Raw genomic sequence first — 12770 nt, 5'->3', positions numbered from 1 at the left:
ACCAACGCAATCGCCCCCCGATTCGCCCCCCGATCGCAAGGGAGAGGGAGAGGGAGATGTAAACACAGCAAGCGGCGGCGGCACAGCACAGGGAGGTGGGGAAGAACCGCCGATCGCCGCCGCCGCTTTCGTCGAAATCCTTCGCTCGTCGGGCGTCGGCTTCGCCGCCGACGACACGCGGTTGGCCGGTTGGCCCGGTCGCGGCGTGACGGCCGACGACCTGCGCGCGGCCATTGCTACGGGGCGCAAGCGCCGGGAGCGCGAGCGCTCCGAGCAGCCGCTCAACGCCGGGCTGCTCGACCTGATCCTCGGCGACCTGCTCGCCGCGCGCGCCGCGAAGCCCGCGACAGGTGCACGCACCGTCGGCGACTGGTGGCGCTCGTGGACCGGCATCGTCGAGCACGGCGGCACGCTCGGCGTCGAGCAGGGCCGCGACGAACCTCCGTTCGATTTCAAGCTGCGCGTGTTCGACGCCGCGGGCGACGGCCCGTGGTGGGACGACCACAACCGCGCGTTTCGCAACACTGCTGGCCCGGTCGCGGCCGGCGCTTTGATGGGGGAAGGGCGATGAACTGCAAAGTCGGCGACATGGCAGTCCTGATCCAAGGGGTGAATGCCGGGCATGTCTGCGAAGTGTTGAGCCCGTGGGGCACGAGGAACGGCCGTTTCGTTTGGAACGTGCGCATGGTCGTTTCGCTTCCGCGCTTTCTCGACGGCGACCGCTCTCGGCCTGATTCGCCATCGCGGGAGGGGCAATGCTGCGACGTGAACCTGCGCCCGATCAGCGGCGTGCCCGTGACGGACGACGTGGAAGACGAGGTGACGGCATGACGAAGCCCCGCATTTTCCGCGCGATCTTTCGCTCGCACATCGGTTTCGAGTGGGTTTGTCGCTCGAACGGTGCAACGGGCTTGGGCAGCACGCCGCAAGAGGCATACGAGCGTTGGAAGGCAGCGTATTGGGAGCCTGCTGAGCAATACGGGAGGGGCGTGAAGTGACCCAGCAATCCCTCATCACTGCCTCGCCAATCGCGCAGCGCGTCGAGTTCGTCGTTCCCGGCACACCGATCGCGAAGGGCCGCCCGAAGTTCGCGCGCCGCGGCGCCCACGTCAGGGTCTACACGCCCGAGGAGACGGAGCGGTACGAGAACCTCGTGAAGATGGCCGCCCGCGCGGCGATGCGCAGCGCGTCGCCTTACGCCGGCCCGATCCGCCTGATCGTGCACATCGGCCTGCCGATCCCGGCGAGCTGGTCGATGAAGCGTCAGGGCGAAGCGGCCGCCGGCGCCATCGGCGCGACGAAGAAGCCGGACGCCGACAACGTTGTCAAGGCGTTGAAGGACGGCATGAACGGAGTGGTGTACGTCGACGATGGCCAGGTCGTCGACCTCTGGGTGTCGAAGCGCTACGCGCGCACGCCGGGCGTGCGCATCGAGGCGATCGAATTGAATCTGAAGTCAGCATAAGGAGCGGGGCCTTGAAAGCTAAAAGCAAACTCACCATCAACGCGATGATCGCGGCCATGAAGCCCGGCGTCCGGTATTCGGCGCACGACCTCGCACGCCGCTTGAAGCACCCCGTTTCGTCGGTGCGCCAGCTGCTGTCGCTCGACGTCGCGCTCGCGCGGCTCGACTGCCATTCGGCGAGCCGCGGCCGGATGTACTCGCTCGCGGGCACGAGCCGCTCGCCGGGCTCGCACGTCGACACGCGCATCCGGCCGGACTTCACGAGCAACCTATCGGGCTACATGGCCGAGCTGAACACGCGCCAAGCGCTGGCGATGATGACGCGGGGTGGCCGGTGATCGCCATCTTCGAGAACACGCAGCAGGCGCTGCACGTCAGCTTTCTCGTGACGTCGCTGCCGCCGCGGCAGAAGCAGCAGTTCCGCCTGGCGCTGATCCAGATCCTCGAATCGGTCGGCCGTCTCAGTGACCGGCAGGCTGAATTCCTCGAATACCTGTACGGCACCTCGTCGGGCACGATCAACTTCGACGGGCTGAGCGGTGACGAAATCCGGGCCCAGTGCGCGATGGTCGTCGGCGCGGTGCGCGATCACCTGCTGAAGCCGGAACGCAATGCCGTGTGGCTGCGATACGCCTGCGGCATGCCCGCGCGGCCGGCGAGCGCCACGCGCGCAGCAGACCCGGGAATCCCGCCGTCGGCCGAGTGGAAGCGGGCGCTGGTCGAGATGCGCACGTATCTGCGGCCGTCGCTCACCGTGACGAACGGCAAGGCGATCATGGCGCTGATCGCAGGCCATTCGCAGGTGCGGCTGCGCCAAGACGGGCTGTCGTATCGTGAAATCGCCGAGGAGACGCACGTCACGGTTCGAACGCTCGAGCGGAACGCGCAGATCATCCGGAGGCGGCTCGTCGAGCTGGAGCACCAGGCCGTGAAGCGGCTGACGCCGCTCTTCGAGCGAAACAACGTGACGATCGCGGAGGCCGTTGAGGCGTAAGGGGTACGGCGAAAATTCCCCTTGCAAATGTGGCGGACAGGGTATAAATTTTCGTCACATTGCAGAGTTGCGACCAAAGCCCGCTGAGCCGACAAGCCAGCGGGCTTTTTCGTCGTGGTGTGCCGCGCTATACTCGACCCGGCCTTAGCTGCGCCGGCGGGAAAGACGCGGCGAGGTGATCAGCCAGCGCGCCGAAAGGTGCAGACGGGTTTCCGCCGCCCTGCTGGCACCAGATTCGTTGAGCCCGCTGAGCGAAAGTCAGCGGGCTTTTTACTGGGTCGGCTGGATCTAAACCGACTTTTAATAGTCCCGATTCCTACAGCGCGTCTATTTCCTTGGCGATCTTGGCCACGGTTGCGCCGATAAATTGTCCGAGTTGCTCTCCATTTTTGGCAGGGTCAGTGAACCACCGGTCACCGGTGGCTGGTGCGACCAAACCGGATGCGAGTGCTGTTTTGACGAGTTCGACGGCCTGTTCGGTTGCTCGTGCGGTAGTCATTAATGCTCTCCTGTTTGCGCTTATTAGACGATTTTCCGCGACCGCGTTCTAAGCACGCGGCCATGAGGATATTGCGTTAATCGAGTGATTTAAGTCAACGCCGTTTAATTATCTTAATAATTTCGCTATTTGAATAAAATTGGCGGAATTGACTTGAGCGTTTCATTATTCGAATCAAACTGCAGATGTCACAAGATGAGCAGATCTGCCGCGATAGCGAATGTGTTACCAGTATCTCGTCCGGTGCCGCCCGACATCCTCTTCGACGACTCGAACTGGATCCGGCACATCACGCCGGCCGATGGCGTCTCCGAATGGGTGAACGAGACGCTATTGCGCGATGGCGCGCCGCTGCACAACCCTGACCACGAGCACCTCATCGGCGCTGATGTCGCCTACCTCTGGGCGGCCGTCGAGAACGTGCGCCAGATGCGGCGCGTCGTCGGCCAGTGCGAAGAGGTGACGATCCGCGCCGGCGGCTGGCAGCGCGCCCGGCAGGAACAGCAGTACCTCGAATGGTTCGGCCGCGTGCCGGCGTTCCTGATCACGCTCGACGCGCACTACGCGCGCGAGTGCAACGACCTGCAGTGGTGCGCGCTCGTCGAGCACGAGCTGTATCACATCGGCCAGCGCACCGACGAGTTCGGCGCGCCGGCTTTCACGAAGGACGGCATGCCGAAGCTCGGCATCCGAGGGCACGACGTCGAGGAATTCGTCGGCATCGTCCGGCGCTATGGCGTGGCTGGCGGCGCCGGCGACACCGCGAAGCTCGTCGCCGCAGCCCAGCGCTCGCCGGAGGTCGGCCACGCCGACATCGCGCGCGCTTGCGGCACCTGCATCCTGCGGGCCGCATAACCCGACCGTTTTCCCGCTATGGCAGCACTTCCCGACCCGATCAAGGTGTTCATCGTGCAGTCGCTGGCGTGCTTCGACACGATCTCGCGCACCGCGAAGGCCGTGCGCGATGAGTTCGGCGTCGAGGTGTCGTCGCAGCAATGCGAGCGCTACGACCCGACGAAGCGGGCCGGCGCAACGCTCAGCAAGAAGTACCGCGAGATATTCGAGCGTACGCGCGCGGAGTTCCTTAGCGACACATCGCGCATCGGCGTGTCGCACCGTGCGGTGCGCCTGCGCGCGCTCGACCGAGCCGTCGCGGAAGCGGAGCGACGCAACAACCTGCCGCTGATGGCGCAGCTGCTCGAACAGGCTGCGAAGGAATCCGGCGACGCCTACACGAACCGGCGCCGCCTCGAACACACTGGGGAGAACGGCGGCCCGATCGAGAACAGGACGGTCGTCGTCGATGAAAGCCAGGTCGCAGCCGCCGTCGCCAAACTCGAAGACGAGTATTGACCCCGCCATCGAGCGGGCCGTCCTGAAGGCGAAGTGCGAGCGGGATCACCTGTTCTTCAGCAGGTACTTCTTCAAGCACCGGCAGGCGATCAAGTTCCGGGTCAACTGGCACCACGTGCTGATCGCCGACACGGTGCAGCGCGTGATCGACGGCACGCTGAAGAACGTCGTCATCAACGTGCCGCCGGGCTCGTCGAAGACCGAGCTGGTCGCGATCAACCTGATCGCGCGCGGCCTCGCGCTGAACCCGCGCGCGCGGTTCCTGCACATCAGCTACTCGGACGACCTCGCGCTGTTGAACAGCGAGACGGCGCGCGACATCGTCGCATCCGACGAGTACCAGGCGCTCTGGCCGCTGAAGGTGGCTGACGACGCGAAGTCGAAGAAGCGCTGGAACGTGCTCGTCGACGGGAAGAAAGCCGGCGGCGTGTACAACGTCGGCGCAGGCGCGTACTGCAGCAGCACGACGGCGAAGCGGTTCAACGCCGGCGAATGGAAGGGCGCGTGCCGCGCGATGAACGAGGCGGACAACGGTCGGCCGCAATGGGTGACGGCCGGCGGCCGCGTGCTGCCCGGTCTGGTGAAACGGCGCGCGGAAGAGCGTGCCCTCTGCGAGCGCGGCCTATGACGACCACGAAGACCCACGAGACGCGGCGCACATTCGCCGAGGATGTCTTCTACCCGGATCACGAGCCGCGTACCGAGTCGCCGACGTTCCGCGCGAGCAAGCGCGAGATGAAGGCAGCCGGCGGCTACGTCTGCGCGGTATGCGGTGACGACCAGGCCGTCGAGTCGCATCACCGGTTCTTTGAGTGGGCGTTCTCGCACGCGATCGACTGGAAGTGGATCCGCGGCGTCGCGCTCAACCAGGTCGACACGATGTTCAGCCACAAGCTGCAGCGCACCGTGCCGATCCCGCGCCAGCACCCCGTCTGGGACGTGATCAGGCTGACGCAAGGCTTCGACTGGGAGGCGTTCGACCCGGCCCGGCCGGAGGCGTTCGTCGATTCGACCTACAACCAACTGCTGCTGTGCGCGCTCCATCACCGGGGCAAAGATCACGGCCGGCACGAGGAAAGCGACCCGGTCTGGAGCGTGCAGGCGTTCCTGCTTCCGGACTTCGTCTACTCGCCGGACGAGCTGAAGCAGTTGCACGCGAAGGAACGGAAATGACACTTCTGAGGCTGGTTTGGCCGTATGTGCTCGCTGTGCTGCTTGGCTTTGCCGCCGGCGTCTACGGTGAGCACCTGATCAGCGCGCGCGAGATCGCGGGCATGAAGGCTGACGCCGCGACGGCTCAAGCGAAGGCGGTGGATGCCGCGCGCGCGGAGGAACAACGCCGCACCGCGGCCCAATCGGAGATTGCGAAAGATGCGAACCAACAACGAACTGCCGCGCTTGCGGATGCTTTTGCTGCTCGTGCTGCCGCTGGCAGCCTGCAGCAGCGCGTCGACCAGCTCGTCGCGGCCGCCCGCCATCCCGCCTCTGCCGCCGGAGGCCCGGCAACCGGCGACGCCCTCGATCTGCTTGCCGACGTGCTCGGCCGGTCTGACGAAACGTCGGGAGAGCTGGCAGCGATCGCTGACCAACGCGGCATCGCCGGCCGGCAGTGCGAGCGTGACTACGACGCGCTGACCGGCGCCACCAACCAGACGGAGGAATCCAAATAAAAGAAGATATTGAGCGGCGCGATGCTCGCGCTGACGGCGGTCGCGCACGTTGCAAAGGTTCTTGTGCAAATCCCGACACGACGGGTTCGAGGAGCGGGCAGGTCATCGTGTTGCCCGCTCCCTCAGGGGCGGCCGCGTGGGGTAGCGTTTCAGCTAGCGTGCTGGCGCCCTCATTCGCTAGGCAGTCCGCGCTGCTTTTGCCCGCGCGCCAGCGAAGCCATTCTTCAGGGTAAGCGCCGGCTTTTCGATCAAGAACCACGAGGCCATGGCGATCGGGGTCACGATCGCGATGGAGAGTAGCGACAGGACGATTGGATCCATACCTGTACCGAAGTGCCACACCAGCATCTGTTGAACGAGGAAGCCGTAGATGTAGACGCCGTACGAGACATCGAACCGGTTCAAGAACGCCAGTTTCGGCAGACGTTCCGCCGCGAATATGACGATGAATGGCAGTAGCAGAGTGAGCGCGTACGCCCGGAGCTTCCAGTCGGGAATGGAAGCGAACAGATAGTACGGCAGCAACGCGAGCAAGACGGAAGCTACCCATAAGATCCAACTGCGGGGCAGCGCCACGGTTGCAAGGAACGCTCCACCCCAAAAGAACACGCCGAGCCGCGCGAGTTGGAAGGTCTTCACACCGAGCATCGTTCCCTCAGCCCATAGCATATCGCCCATCAGCGCTGCGTAAAATCCTACCAGCATCAGCAGCACTCCTCGCCAGTTCAGCGCCCCCGCCCACGATACGCCGAGTAGCAGCAGGTAACATGTCACCTCGAGCGATAGAGTCCACAGCGAGCCGTTTATGACGTCGACCGGGTTCGTTGTGAAGAAGTGCGGCAGGGTAGGGACGAGTCGGAACAGCGACAGGTTCGTCAGGTATGTGAGCCAGTCCGGAAACCACGTATGCGTCATGAGCGGACCGGCGACGAAGATCGTCAATAGCAGCAATACCGCTAGTCCCGGGAAGATTCGCAGCGCGCGGTTGCGCAGATATACCAGTGGGTGCGGATTGCGCTGCAGCGACTTGCAGACCAGATATCCGCTAATCGCGAAGAAAGCGTTCACACCGAACTCGCTGAATTGCGGAAAGCCATGCCGTTCCAGCCAATCATGCGGAAGCCCAAGCACAACGTAGCTGTGTGTGAGGATGACGGCATATGCCGCGAGCAGCCGCATCGCGGTAAATGCGTTCTGATTATTTGGTGCCATATTGCCCCGCAGTTTGTTTTCGCCCGAATGTTACCCTACGGCGGCGGGTCTGTTGACATCGGCACGATCTTAGCCTCGTGCCCATCCGCGCACGCGTCGACAAACTCGGCCCGCTTTTCGAGCGCGGCACTTCCGTTCCCGGGCATCACGGACCTCGCGATTGCGAGCGTAATCGCGGCGCTGTCCAGAATCTACAGCCAGCAGTGCGAGCGCGACTACGACGCGCCGACGCCGACACGTTGATCTACTAGACTTTCGTTGCCTTGGTGACGGAGGTTCTAATGGATAACCCCGCGATCAACTGGAAAGTGGCCCCGAAGACCGCTCGATGGTGGGCCATGGATGCCGACGGACGTGCGCACTGGTATTGCATGCCGGACATCAAGCCGTTCACGGACTTCTGGGGCGTCGATATGGTTGAGGCTCCGGCGTTCGAATTCGGCGGGGACTGGCGGGTGAGCTTGGTCGAGCGGCCAACGTGACCGCAGGCGGTGCCGGGAGCGGTAGGGGCTAGTTGATCGGCTCGAGGTAGAATCCGCGCGCGGTCAGGTCCATCGTGACGTCGCTGAACGAGTCGAAAATTTCGTATCCGCATTCGACGTACGTGGTCTTGGAATCGAACCGGAGTTCCTCGACGTTGCGCTTCCATGTAAGCCGCACGTCAGTCGAGTGCCCCGGATCGAAGTGGGTGACGATCAGGTACGGGGGACGAACGCCGCGAGGCGGGTACTGCGTTCGTAGCACCAGCTCGACGTTTACGACGACATGGTGTTCCGGGATGCGGTCCGCGTAACGCAGCAGGTACGCCCGCAGCGAACGGCCGTCCCCCCGGTCCTGCGCCGAGGCGAAGCCAAACCAGTCATCGTCGGAATTGCTGAATTCTTCCGCAATTGTGCGCATGTCGGCCTCCAGTGCGACGAACGTCCAGAATGCCACAGGTGCGTCGCTAGGTCAGACCCATCGCGCGATCGTCCGAGCCCCTTTAAGCCCCGCACTACCGCATCCCGGCCCGCCGCATCTCGTCGCGCAGCAGATGCATCAGCCGATACAACTGGCCCTGCGCGCCGGCAAGGTCGCCTTTGTTCGCGACGTTCTTGTCGGTGTAGAGGTACCAGGCCTCGATGCGCTCGAGCGACTTCCGTAGCGCACGGATTTCGAGGATCAGCCACCGCACCTGAAGGTCGGTGTACTCCCGCCATAGCGCGCGCAGCTCGGCGTCCGTCGGCGCGTCAAATTCAGGCACCTCCGGCCGCAGTTTGAACCGTGGATCCGTTAGAGGAACCCGGTTGCGATCGATCCTGGTTGCTTCTATCGGTGCGGATGTACCGAGGAACACCGACCGCGGGTCCTCGTCGATCCAGTGCTCAAATTCGCGTTTGGTGAGTTCGACCGGGGTCCTTAGGCGGTTCTTCTCGCCCCGGAATCCGTACTCCCAGATGTAGGCCCACTGCGGCTTGATCACGGCTGCACCACTGTATAAAAACACAGTGTATCCCGATGTAAGATAGGGCCGTCAAGATCGAAAATTGGGGACGGCGATGTGCACGAACTACGTCGCGCCGGGCGAGGACCCAGGCCTGAGCGAGCTCAAGATCGACAGTTTTCGGGACCTGTACCGCTGGACGCCGTGGAAACCTGAGATCTACCAGGACTACGACGCGCCGATCGTCGGCTACGTCGATGGGCAGTTCAGGCCGCTGATCGCCAACTTCGGCTTCTGGCCGCGCGCGCTGCAGAAAGCCAACGTCGAGAAGGCGAAGGAGCAGGGCCGCAAGCTGCCGATCATGCGCAGCACGATGAACGTGCGCGACGACAACCTCGGCAAGTCGCCGCTGTACGGGCCGACGTGGCGTGCCGGCCGCCGCTGCCTGATTCCCGCGAAATGGATCTACGAGCCGAACTGGGAGACGGGGAAGCACATCCGATACCGGATCGGCCTGGCCGGCTGGCGGCCGCTATGCGTCGCCGGGATTTGGCGCACGCTGCCGCGGCCGGACGGCACCGAGCAGCACACCATGGCGATGATCACGGTCAACGGCGACGAGCACCCGATCATGAAGCACATGCACCGGCCCGGCGAAGAGAAGCGGTCGGTCGTCATCCTTCGGCCCGACGATTGGGAGGAATGGTTGACGACGTCGAACGTCGAGGCGGCGCGCGCGATGCTGCAGCTGTACCCGGCGGAGGACATGGCGGCTGAGCCAGCGGCAGCCGAATGAGGTGAATTTCTCTGGAAGATGAGGAATTTTCGCGACGCCAGACAAGGCTCTCGCGACATCGCATGTTCCAATGTACCCGTCTAAGTCTATGAAATATAACAAAATTGTATAAAGATTGTGATTCCTGTCGTCGTGGGTTCGAGTCCCATCAGCCACCCCAACAAATTCAAGCAAAAAGCCCGGTTCGATGAACCGGGCTTTTTGCTTTCTGGCGTTCGGACACAGCCGTCGTGTGTCTTGGTCACGGCGTTTTTAACGAAGTGGCATCCCCGTATTCAACGAAACAATCGCGATGCCATTTTGGCCTTGCGCTTCAAAAGAGCAATTGCGTAAAGCGCGCTGCGCGACAGCAACATCAAGTGCATGTAAGGGGACACCCTTTGCACAAGAGAATCAAATGCAATGGCGAGGAATTCGACGGTTACGAAATCATCGTCGAGTCCGTGCAGCCGGCGCCGGGTAGCATGTGGCCGCCGAACGTTCTGGTTAGTAAAGACGGAATCGAGTCGCCGCGGCGATATGACTTCGATACCGAATATCGGAAATCAGACGAAGCAACGAGGGCGGGTGTCGAAGTCGGGCGCGTGTTCGTGCGTGGTATCGGCCGATACCACCGCTTGTCCGGCATCTGCAATGTGATGCCGGAGAAGGCCTGGGCCTGCTTCGTTTCGCGTTTCCTTGTCGTTGCGCCGACAACGTTCGTACCAGTTTACCCGCAACGCTTCCTTACCCGCCTAAGGTTCCCGGCCATCGTGCCGTTATCTTGCCTGGACAGCCCTCGTGCCTCGAATGCTGATCCGTTTTCTTGCCTGTTCGCGCAAAACGCGGGCAGGCTTTTTTCGTTTACGCCCGTTCATAACAGATTGATTGGCGGAATCGAACAGAGGTTTGGCGCAAATCGACAAAGAGCAACAGTCTTACATGCGTGTAATGTGTGACCTTCCTCGTGCCCTCATGGTTTTGCAGGGCCGTTCGATCCCGACGACCGGAGAAGGTGTCGGGATTTTTTTTGCCCGCGTGGCGATCTCCCGACGACGGGCCCCTGCGAAATGCATCTCGCAAAGCACGGTATATTTTGCGACGACACATGTCGACCGAGAAAATCTGCAGAAGGAGTTGCTACCGATGCCGGTCACCCGGACCACACTGCGCGCGGCCACGCCACACGATGCGAACCACATCGCTCGCCTGCACACGCTGAGCTGGCAAACCGCCTATAGCCACATCCTTCCGGCCAGCTATCTGTCCGACGAGGTGCCGACGGAACATGCGGTCCGGTGGCGCAAATACTTCGATAGAAACGAGAACGAGTGGGGCCTCGTGCTGATTGCCGAGTCGAATGGCGAGCCGGTCGGCTTCGTCAGCGCCGAACGCCCCGTCGACCCGGCGCTTGGTGTGTTGCTCGACTGCCTGCACGTCCATCCTTCGCATCACGGCGGCGGCACCGGCAAGCGCATGATCGAAGCCGTTCGCGCATGGGCCCGGTCGATCGGCGTGGACAAGGTCCATCTGCAGGTGCTCGAGGGCAACGTGCGTGCGATCGGGTTCTACGAACACAACGGCTGGCAATTGGCCGGTGTCGAAACCAGCCGCATCGGCCGGACGGAAGTCACCGACCGGATTTACGCGATCCAGGCTTGAGCGCTTGCCGACATCGACACGAGCGGCGGAAAGCGAGGGCGGCTGCGGGTGGCCGCGATGGAAGCACCAGATGAAAGCCGCCCGGACTTTGACTTCACTCGCCGCAATACCGCACAAGCAAATCGGCTTCGGTCTCGTGGATTTCGACGGGCAAGATCGTGGCACCGGCATGCGCGAGATAGCGCGCGCGATGCTGGCCGTTACGGAACGATGCGACGCCGATTTTCGACAGGCCGGGAATGCCGAGCAATGTCCGCGTTCTCGTCTCGCGAAACGTGATGAACGGCATGTCCGGAATCCGCTCCCGGTTCGGATCGAGGAATTCGCGAATGCCCGCGGCCTTTCCAGGCGCCCAGTACTGAACCGACGGCAGCACATAGTCGGTGGTGTCGCGGTCGGCGCAGGCCAGCAGTTTCTTCAGGTCGATCGTCACGACCCGATGTCGAGAGTCGTCGGACGAGAATACCCGCTTGAGGTGCGTGTAGGCATAGGGCGCGTGCCCGGGAAGCTGGACGATCCAGACATCTACGCCGCTTTGTCGTGCGTGAGCGAGCGTCATGATTTCCTCTGGTGGCGCAAGCGGTCTTTGTGATTCGAGTTTAGCAGCGCGATGACGGCTGCGGAGCACGTCGATACCGGAAACAGGAAAACGGAGCGGCTGACGGCACCATCGAAAGAGTGGAAAAAAGATGAGAGCGGTCATACGTCGACCGTTCATATCGACAATTCGCGAGAATATCGCGATAACGCCAGCGAGAATGGCGTCCCGAGTGAAATTCACGCAAGATTCACACAGTGTCGCGAAGCACGTCTGGCGCGGGCATCATAAAAATCGAGAGAGCGGATTGAGCGGAGAAGCCATGTCGTCGAAACTCGAGATCGAATATCTCGATTGCCGTTTCACCGCGACGCTCGAAATCACGGAGTCCGGCCGTACCGTCGTTGTCGACAGGCAGCTCGAATCCGAGACGCGAAGCAAGACGCTCGCGTGGATCGTGTTCGATCGGTTTCTGGCGCGCAATGATTTCGCCGATGAAGAAGACGCACGCGCCAATATCGTCGCGTGGCTGGAGCAGCTTGCCGATCCGAGGCCCGTCGCATCGACCGGAATTGCGACGGCCAGCGCGATGGTAACCGGGACGGTGGCGACAGATTCGTCGACAGCCGGAATCGTCGGCGATGCCGCCATTGAAATCGTCAGCAATCTCGACTGGATCGCTTGGGTTGCCGACTGGTTTTGCGGTGGCTCGTCGTAGCAAAGAATGCGCGTTTTCGTGACGCAGATCATTGTGTGCGCGAAATTCTGCACGAAAAACGGAGTGGAAATCGCCTGGTATGAAAAAATAGAATAATCCTGCTTTGACAATACTCGCGACTTACCGGAAACTGCGCCCGGGCCTGAAAATTCCACTTGAATTAATACAAAATAAAACGCCAGAAATGAAAAAAGAACGCTGTCGATGGCCGTCGCAATGGCGACTGCCGCCGGCCTGACAGGTTGTACTGCGATGCGGTTCGAAGACGGCCGATACGAAGAAACGCTCGACCGGTTTCCCGTCAACGAGGCCGGCAAGCAACGCGTCGCGCTTGAATCATGACGATATGCGCCGGGACGCGAGCATGCCGGTTGCCGTCACGTTGTCACTAAAGGGTGAGTTGCCGCACAGACCGTCGCGCGACCCGCGATCACAATTTGACCGGTTGACCGTTCTTCCCC

The 12770-nt window shown here is 62.4% G+C and carries 20 protein-coding genes and 1 pseudogene; 16 read left to right on the top strand and 5 right to left on the bottom strand.

Annotation, left to right across the window (positions count from 1 at the left end; all coding sequences use genetic code 11):
- The 5 genes and pseudogenes from JMF90_RS06720 to JMF90_RS06700 form a co-directional block, all read left to right on the top strand.
- Nucleotides 1–571 (top strand): annotated as a pseudogene (locus JMF90_RS06720) (hypothetical protein); the annotation flags it as partial.
- On the top strand, nucleotides 568–831 hold the full coding sequence (locus tag JMF90_RS06715) for a hypothetical protein (RefSeq protein ID WP_201316894.1): 264 nt from the start codon (nucleotides 568–570) through the stop codon (nucleotides 829–831). The pseudogene JMF90_RS06720 and the gene JMF90_RS06715, both read left to right, overlap by 4 nt.
- 163 nt (nucleotides 832–994) lie before the next feature.
- Nucleotides 995–1465, top strand: a complete 471-nt coding sequence (locus JMF90_RS06710; RefSeq protein ID WP_201316895.1) for a RusA family crossover junction endodeoxyribonuclease — start codon at nucleotides 995–997, stop codon at nucleotides 1463–1465.
- A gap of 11 nt (nucleotides 1466–1476) precedes the next feature.
- Nucleotides 1477–1803: a hypothetical protein gene (locus JMF90_RS06705; RefSeq protein WP_124503277.1), complete on the top strand. Its 327-nt coding sequence runs from the start codon at nucleotides 1477–1479 to the stop codon at nucleotides 1801–1803.
- Nucleotides 1800–2459 carry a hypothetical protein gene (locus JMF90_RS06700; protein ID WP_201316896.1) on the top strand — a complete coding sequence of 220 codons (660 nt, stop codon included), beginning with the start codon at nucleotides 1800–1802 and terminating at the stop codon, nucleotides 2457–2459. Before JMF90_RS06705 ends, JMF90_RS06700 begins: the two co-directional genes overlap by 4 nt.
- 316 nt (nucleotides 2460–2775) lie before the next feature.
- Here the strand turns inward: JMF90_RS06700 and JMF90_RS06695 are convergent, their stop codons facing one another.
- Nucleotides 2776–2958, bottom strand: coding sequence for a hypothetical protein (locus tag JMF90_RS06695; RefSeq protein WP_156349303.1), 183 nt, complete (start codon nucleotides 2956–2958; stop codon nucleotides 2776–2778).
- Nucleotides 2959–3153: 195 nt separating this feature from the next.
- Between JMF90_RS06695 and JMF90_RS06690 the strand changes: the two genes are divergently transcribed.
- From JMF90_RS06690 to JMF90_RS06665, 5 genes are read left to right on the top strand one after another with little or no spacing between them, the layout of a single operon-like run.
- Nucleotides 3154–3813 (top strand): putative metallopeptidase, encoded by a 660-nt coding sequence (locus JMF90_RS06690; RefSeq protein WP_201316920.1) that lies wholly within the window; start codon nucleotides 3154–3156, stop codon nucleotides 3811–3813.
- A gap of 18 nt (nucleotides 3814–3831) precedes the next feature.
- Nucleotides 3832–4311: a DUF2280 domain-containing protein gene (locus JMF90_RS06685; RefSeq protein WP_201316897.1), complete on the top strand. Its 480-nt coding sequence runs from the start codon at nucleotides 3832–3834 to the stop codon at nucleotides 4309–4311.
- Nucleotides 4262–4939 carry a glycoside hydrolase family protein gene (locus JMF90_RS06680; protein WP_236593002.1) on the top strand — a complete coding sequence of 226 codons (678 nt, stop codon included), beginning with the start codon at nucleotides 4262–4264 and terminating at the stop codon, nucleotides 4937–4939. Before JMF90_RS06685 ends, JMF90_RS06680 begins: the two co-directional genes overlap by 50 nt.
- A complete protein-coding gene (locus tag JMF90_RS06670; RefSeq protein WP_201316898.1) occupies nucleotides 4936–5484 on the top strand; it encodes a hypothetical protein in 549 nt (182 codons plus the stop codon). Before JMF90_RS06680 ends, JMF90_RS06670 begins: the two co-directional genes overlap by 4 nt.
- Nucleotides 5481–5981, top strand: a complete 501-nt coding sequence (locus JMF90_RS06665) for a DUF2514 family protein (protein WP_201316899.1) — start codon at nucleotides 5481–5483, stop codon at nucleotides 5979–5981. The genes JMF90_RS06670 and JMF90_RS06665 overlap by 4 nt, the downstream gene beginning before the upstream one ends.
- 177 nt (nucleotides 5982–6158) lie before the next feature.
- Here JMF90_RS06665 and JMF90_RS06660 read toward each other — a convergent pair whose 3' ends face one another.
- A complete protein-coding gene (locus JMF90_RS06660) occupies nucleotides 6159–7160 on the bottom strand; it encodes an acyltransferase (RefSeq protein ID WP_236597953.1) in 1002 nt (333 codons plus the stop codon).
- A gap of 314 nt (nucleotides 7161–7474) precedes the next feature.
- On the opposite strand from JMF90_RS06660, the gene JMF90_RS06655 reads away from it, so the two are divergent.
- Entirely contained in the window at nucleotides 7475–7675 is a 201-nt protein-coding gene (locus JMF90_RS06655) for a hypothetical protein (RefSeq protein WP_059584186.1), read from the top strand.
- Between the two features lie 28 nt (nucleotides 7676–7703).
- Here JMF90_RS06655 and JMF90_RS06650 read toward each other — a convergent pair whose 3' ends face one another.
- Nucleotides 7704–8129 carry a hypothetical protein gene (locus JMF90_RS06650; RefSeq protein WP_059584185.1) on the bottom strand — a complete coding sequence of 142 codons (426 nt, stop codon included), beginning with the start codon at nucleotides 8127–8129 and terminating at the stop codon, nucleotides 7704–7706.
- 58 nt (nucleotides 8130–8187) lie between these two features.
- Nucleotides 8188–8679 carry a hypothetical protein gene (locus tag JMF90_RS06645; RefSeq protein ID WP_201316901.1) on the bottom strand — a complete coding sequence of 164 codons (492 nt, stop codon included), beginning with the start codon at nucleotides 8677–8679 and terminating at the stop codon, nucleotides 8188–8190.
- 52 nt (nucleotides 8680–8731) lie between these two features.
- On the opposite strand from JMF90_RS06645, the gene JMF90_RS06640 reads away from it, so the two are divergent.
- The 3 genes from JMF90_RS06640 to JMF90_RS06630 all read left to right on the top strand — a co-directional run bounded on the left by JMF90_RS06640 (nucleotide 8732) and on the right by JMF90_RS06630 (nucleotide 11053).
- Nucleotides 8732–9412, top strand: coding sequence for an SOS response-associated peptidase family protein (locus JMF90_RS06640; protein ID WP_201316902.1), 681 nt, complete (start codon nucleotides 8732–8734; stop codon nucleotides 9410–9412).
- Nucleotides 9413–9792: 380 nt separating this feature from the next.
- Nucleotides 9793–10350 carry a DUF6566 family protein gene (locus JMF90_RS40005; protein WP_236593003.1) on the top strand — a complete coding sequence of 186 codons (558 nt, stop codon included), beginning with the start codon at nucleotides 9793–9795 and terminating at the stop codon, nucleotides 10348–10350.
- Between the two features lie 187 nt (nucleotides 10351–10537).
- A complete protein-coding gene (locus JMF90_RS06630; protein WP_201316921.1) occupies nucleotides 10538–11053 on the top strand; it encodes a GNAT family N-acetyltransferase in 516 nt (171 codons plus the stop codon).
- Nucleotides 11054–11147: 94 nt separating this feature from the next.
- Here JMF90_RS06630 and JMF90_RS06625 read toward each other — a convergent pair whose 3' ends face one another.
- Complete coding sequence (locus tag JMF90_RS06625) at nucleotides 11148–11612, bottom strand: hypothetical protein (protein WP_027807372.1); 465 nt, start codon at nucleotides 11610–11612, stop codon at nucleotides 11148–11150.
- Nucleotides 11613–11913: 301 nt separating this feature from the next.
- Between JMF90_RS06625 and JMF90_RS06620 the strand changes: the two genes are divergently transcribed.
- The gene (locus tag JMF90_RS06620) at nucleotides 11914–12309 is read left to right on the top strand and encodes a hypothetical protein (RefSeq protein WP_201316903.1); all 396 of its coding nucleotides are present in this window, start codon (nucleotides 11914–11916) and stop codon (nucleotides 12307–12309) included.
- Between the two features lie 204 nt (nucleotides 12310–12513).
- The gene (locus JMF90_RS06615; RefSeq protein WP_201316904.1) at nucleotides 12514–12651 is read left to right on the top strand and encodes a hypothetical protein; all 138 of its coding nucleotides are present in this window, start codon (nucleotides 12514–12516) and stop codon (nucleotides 12649–12651) included.
- Nucleotides 12652–12770: the final 119 nt, after the last annotated feature.

The organism is Burkholderia sp. E168m23, assembly GCF_016586125.1.
Lineage (GTDB): Bacteria > Pseudomonadota > Gammaproteobacteria > Burkholderiales > Burkholderiaceae > Burkholderia > Burkholderia orbicola.
The sequence above is the reverse complement of the archived record's forward strand: the minus strand, read 5'-3'. Positions and strand labels throughout refer to the sequence as shown.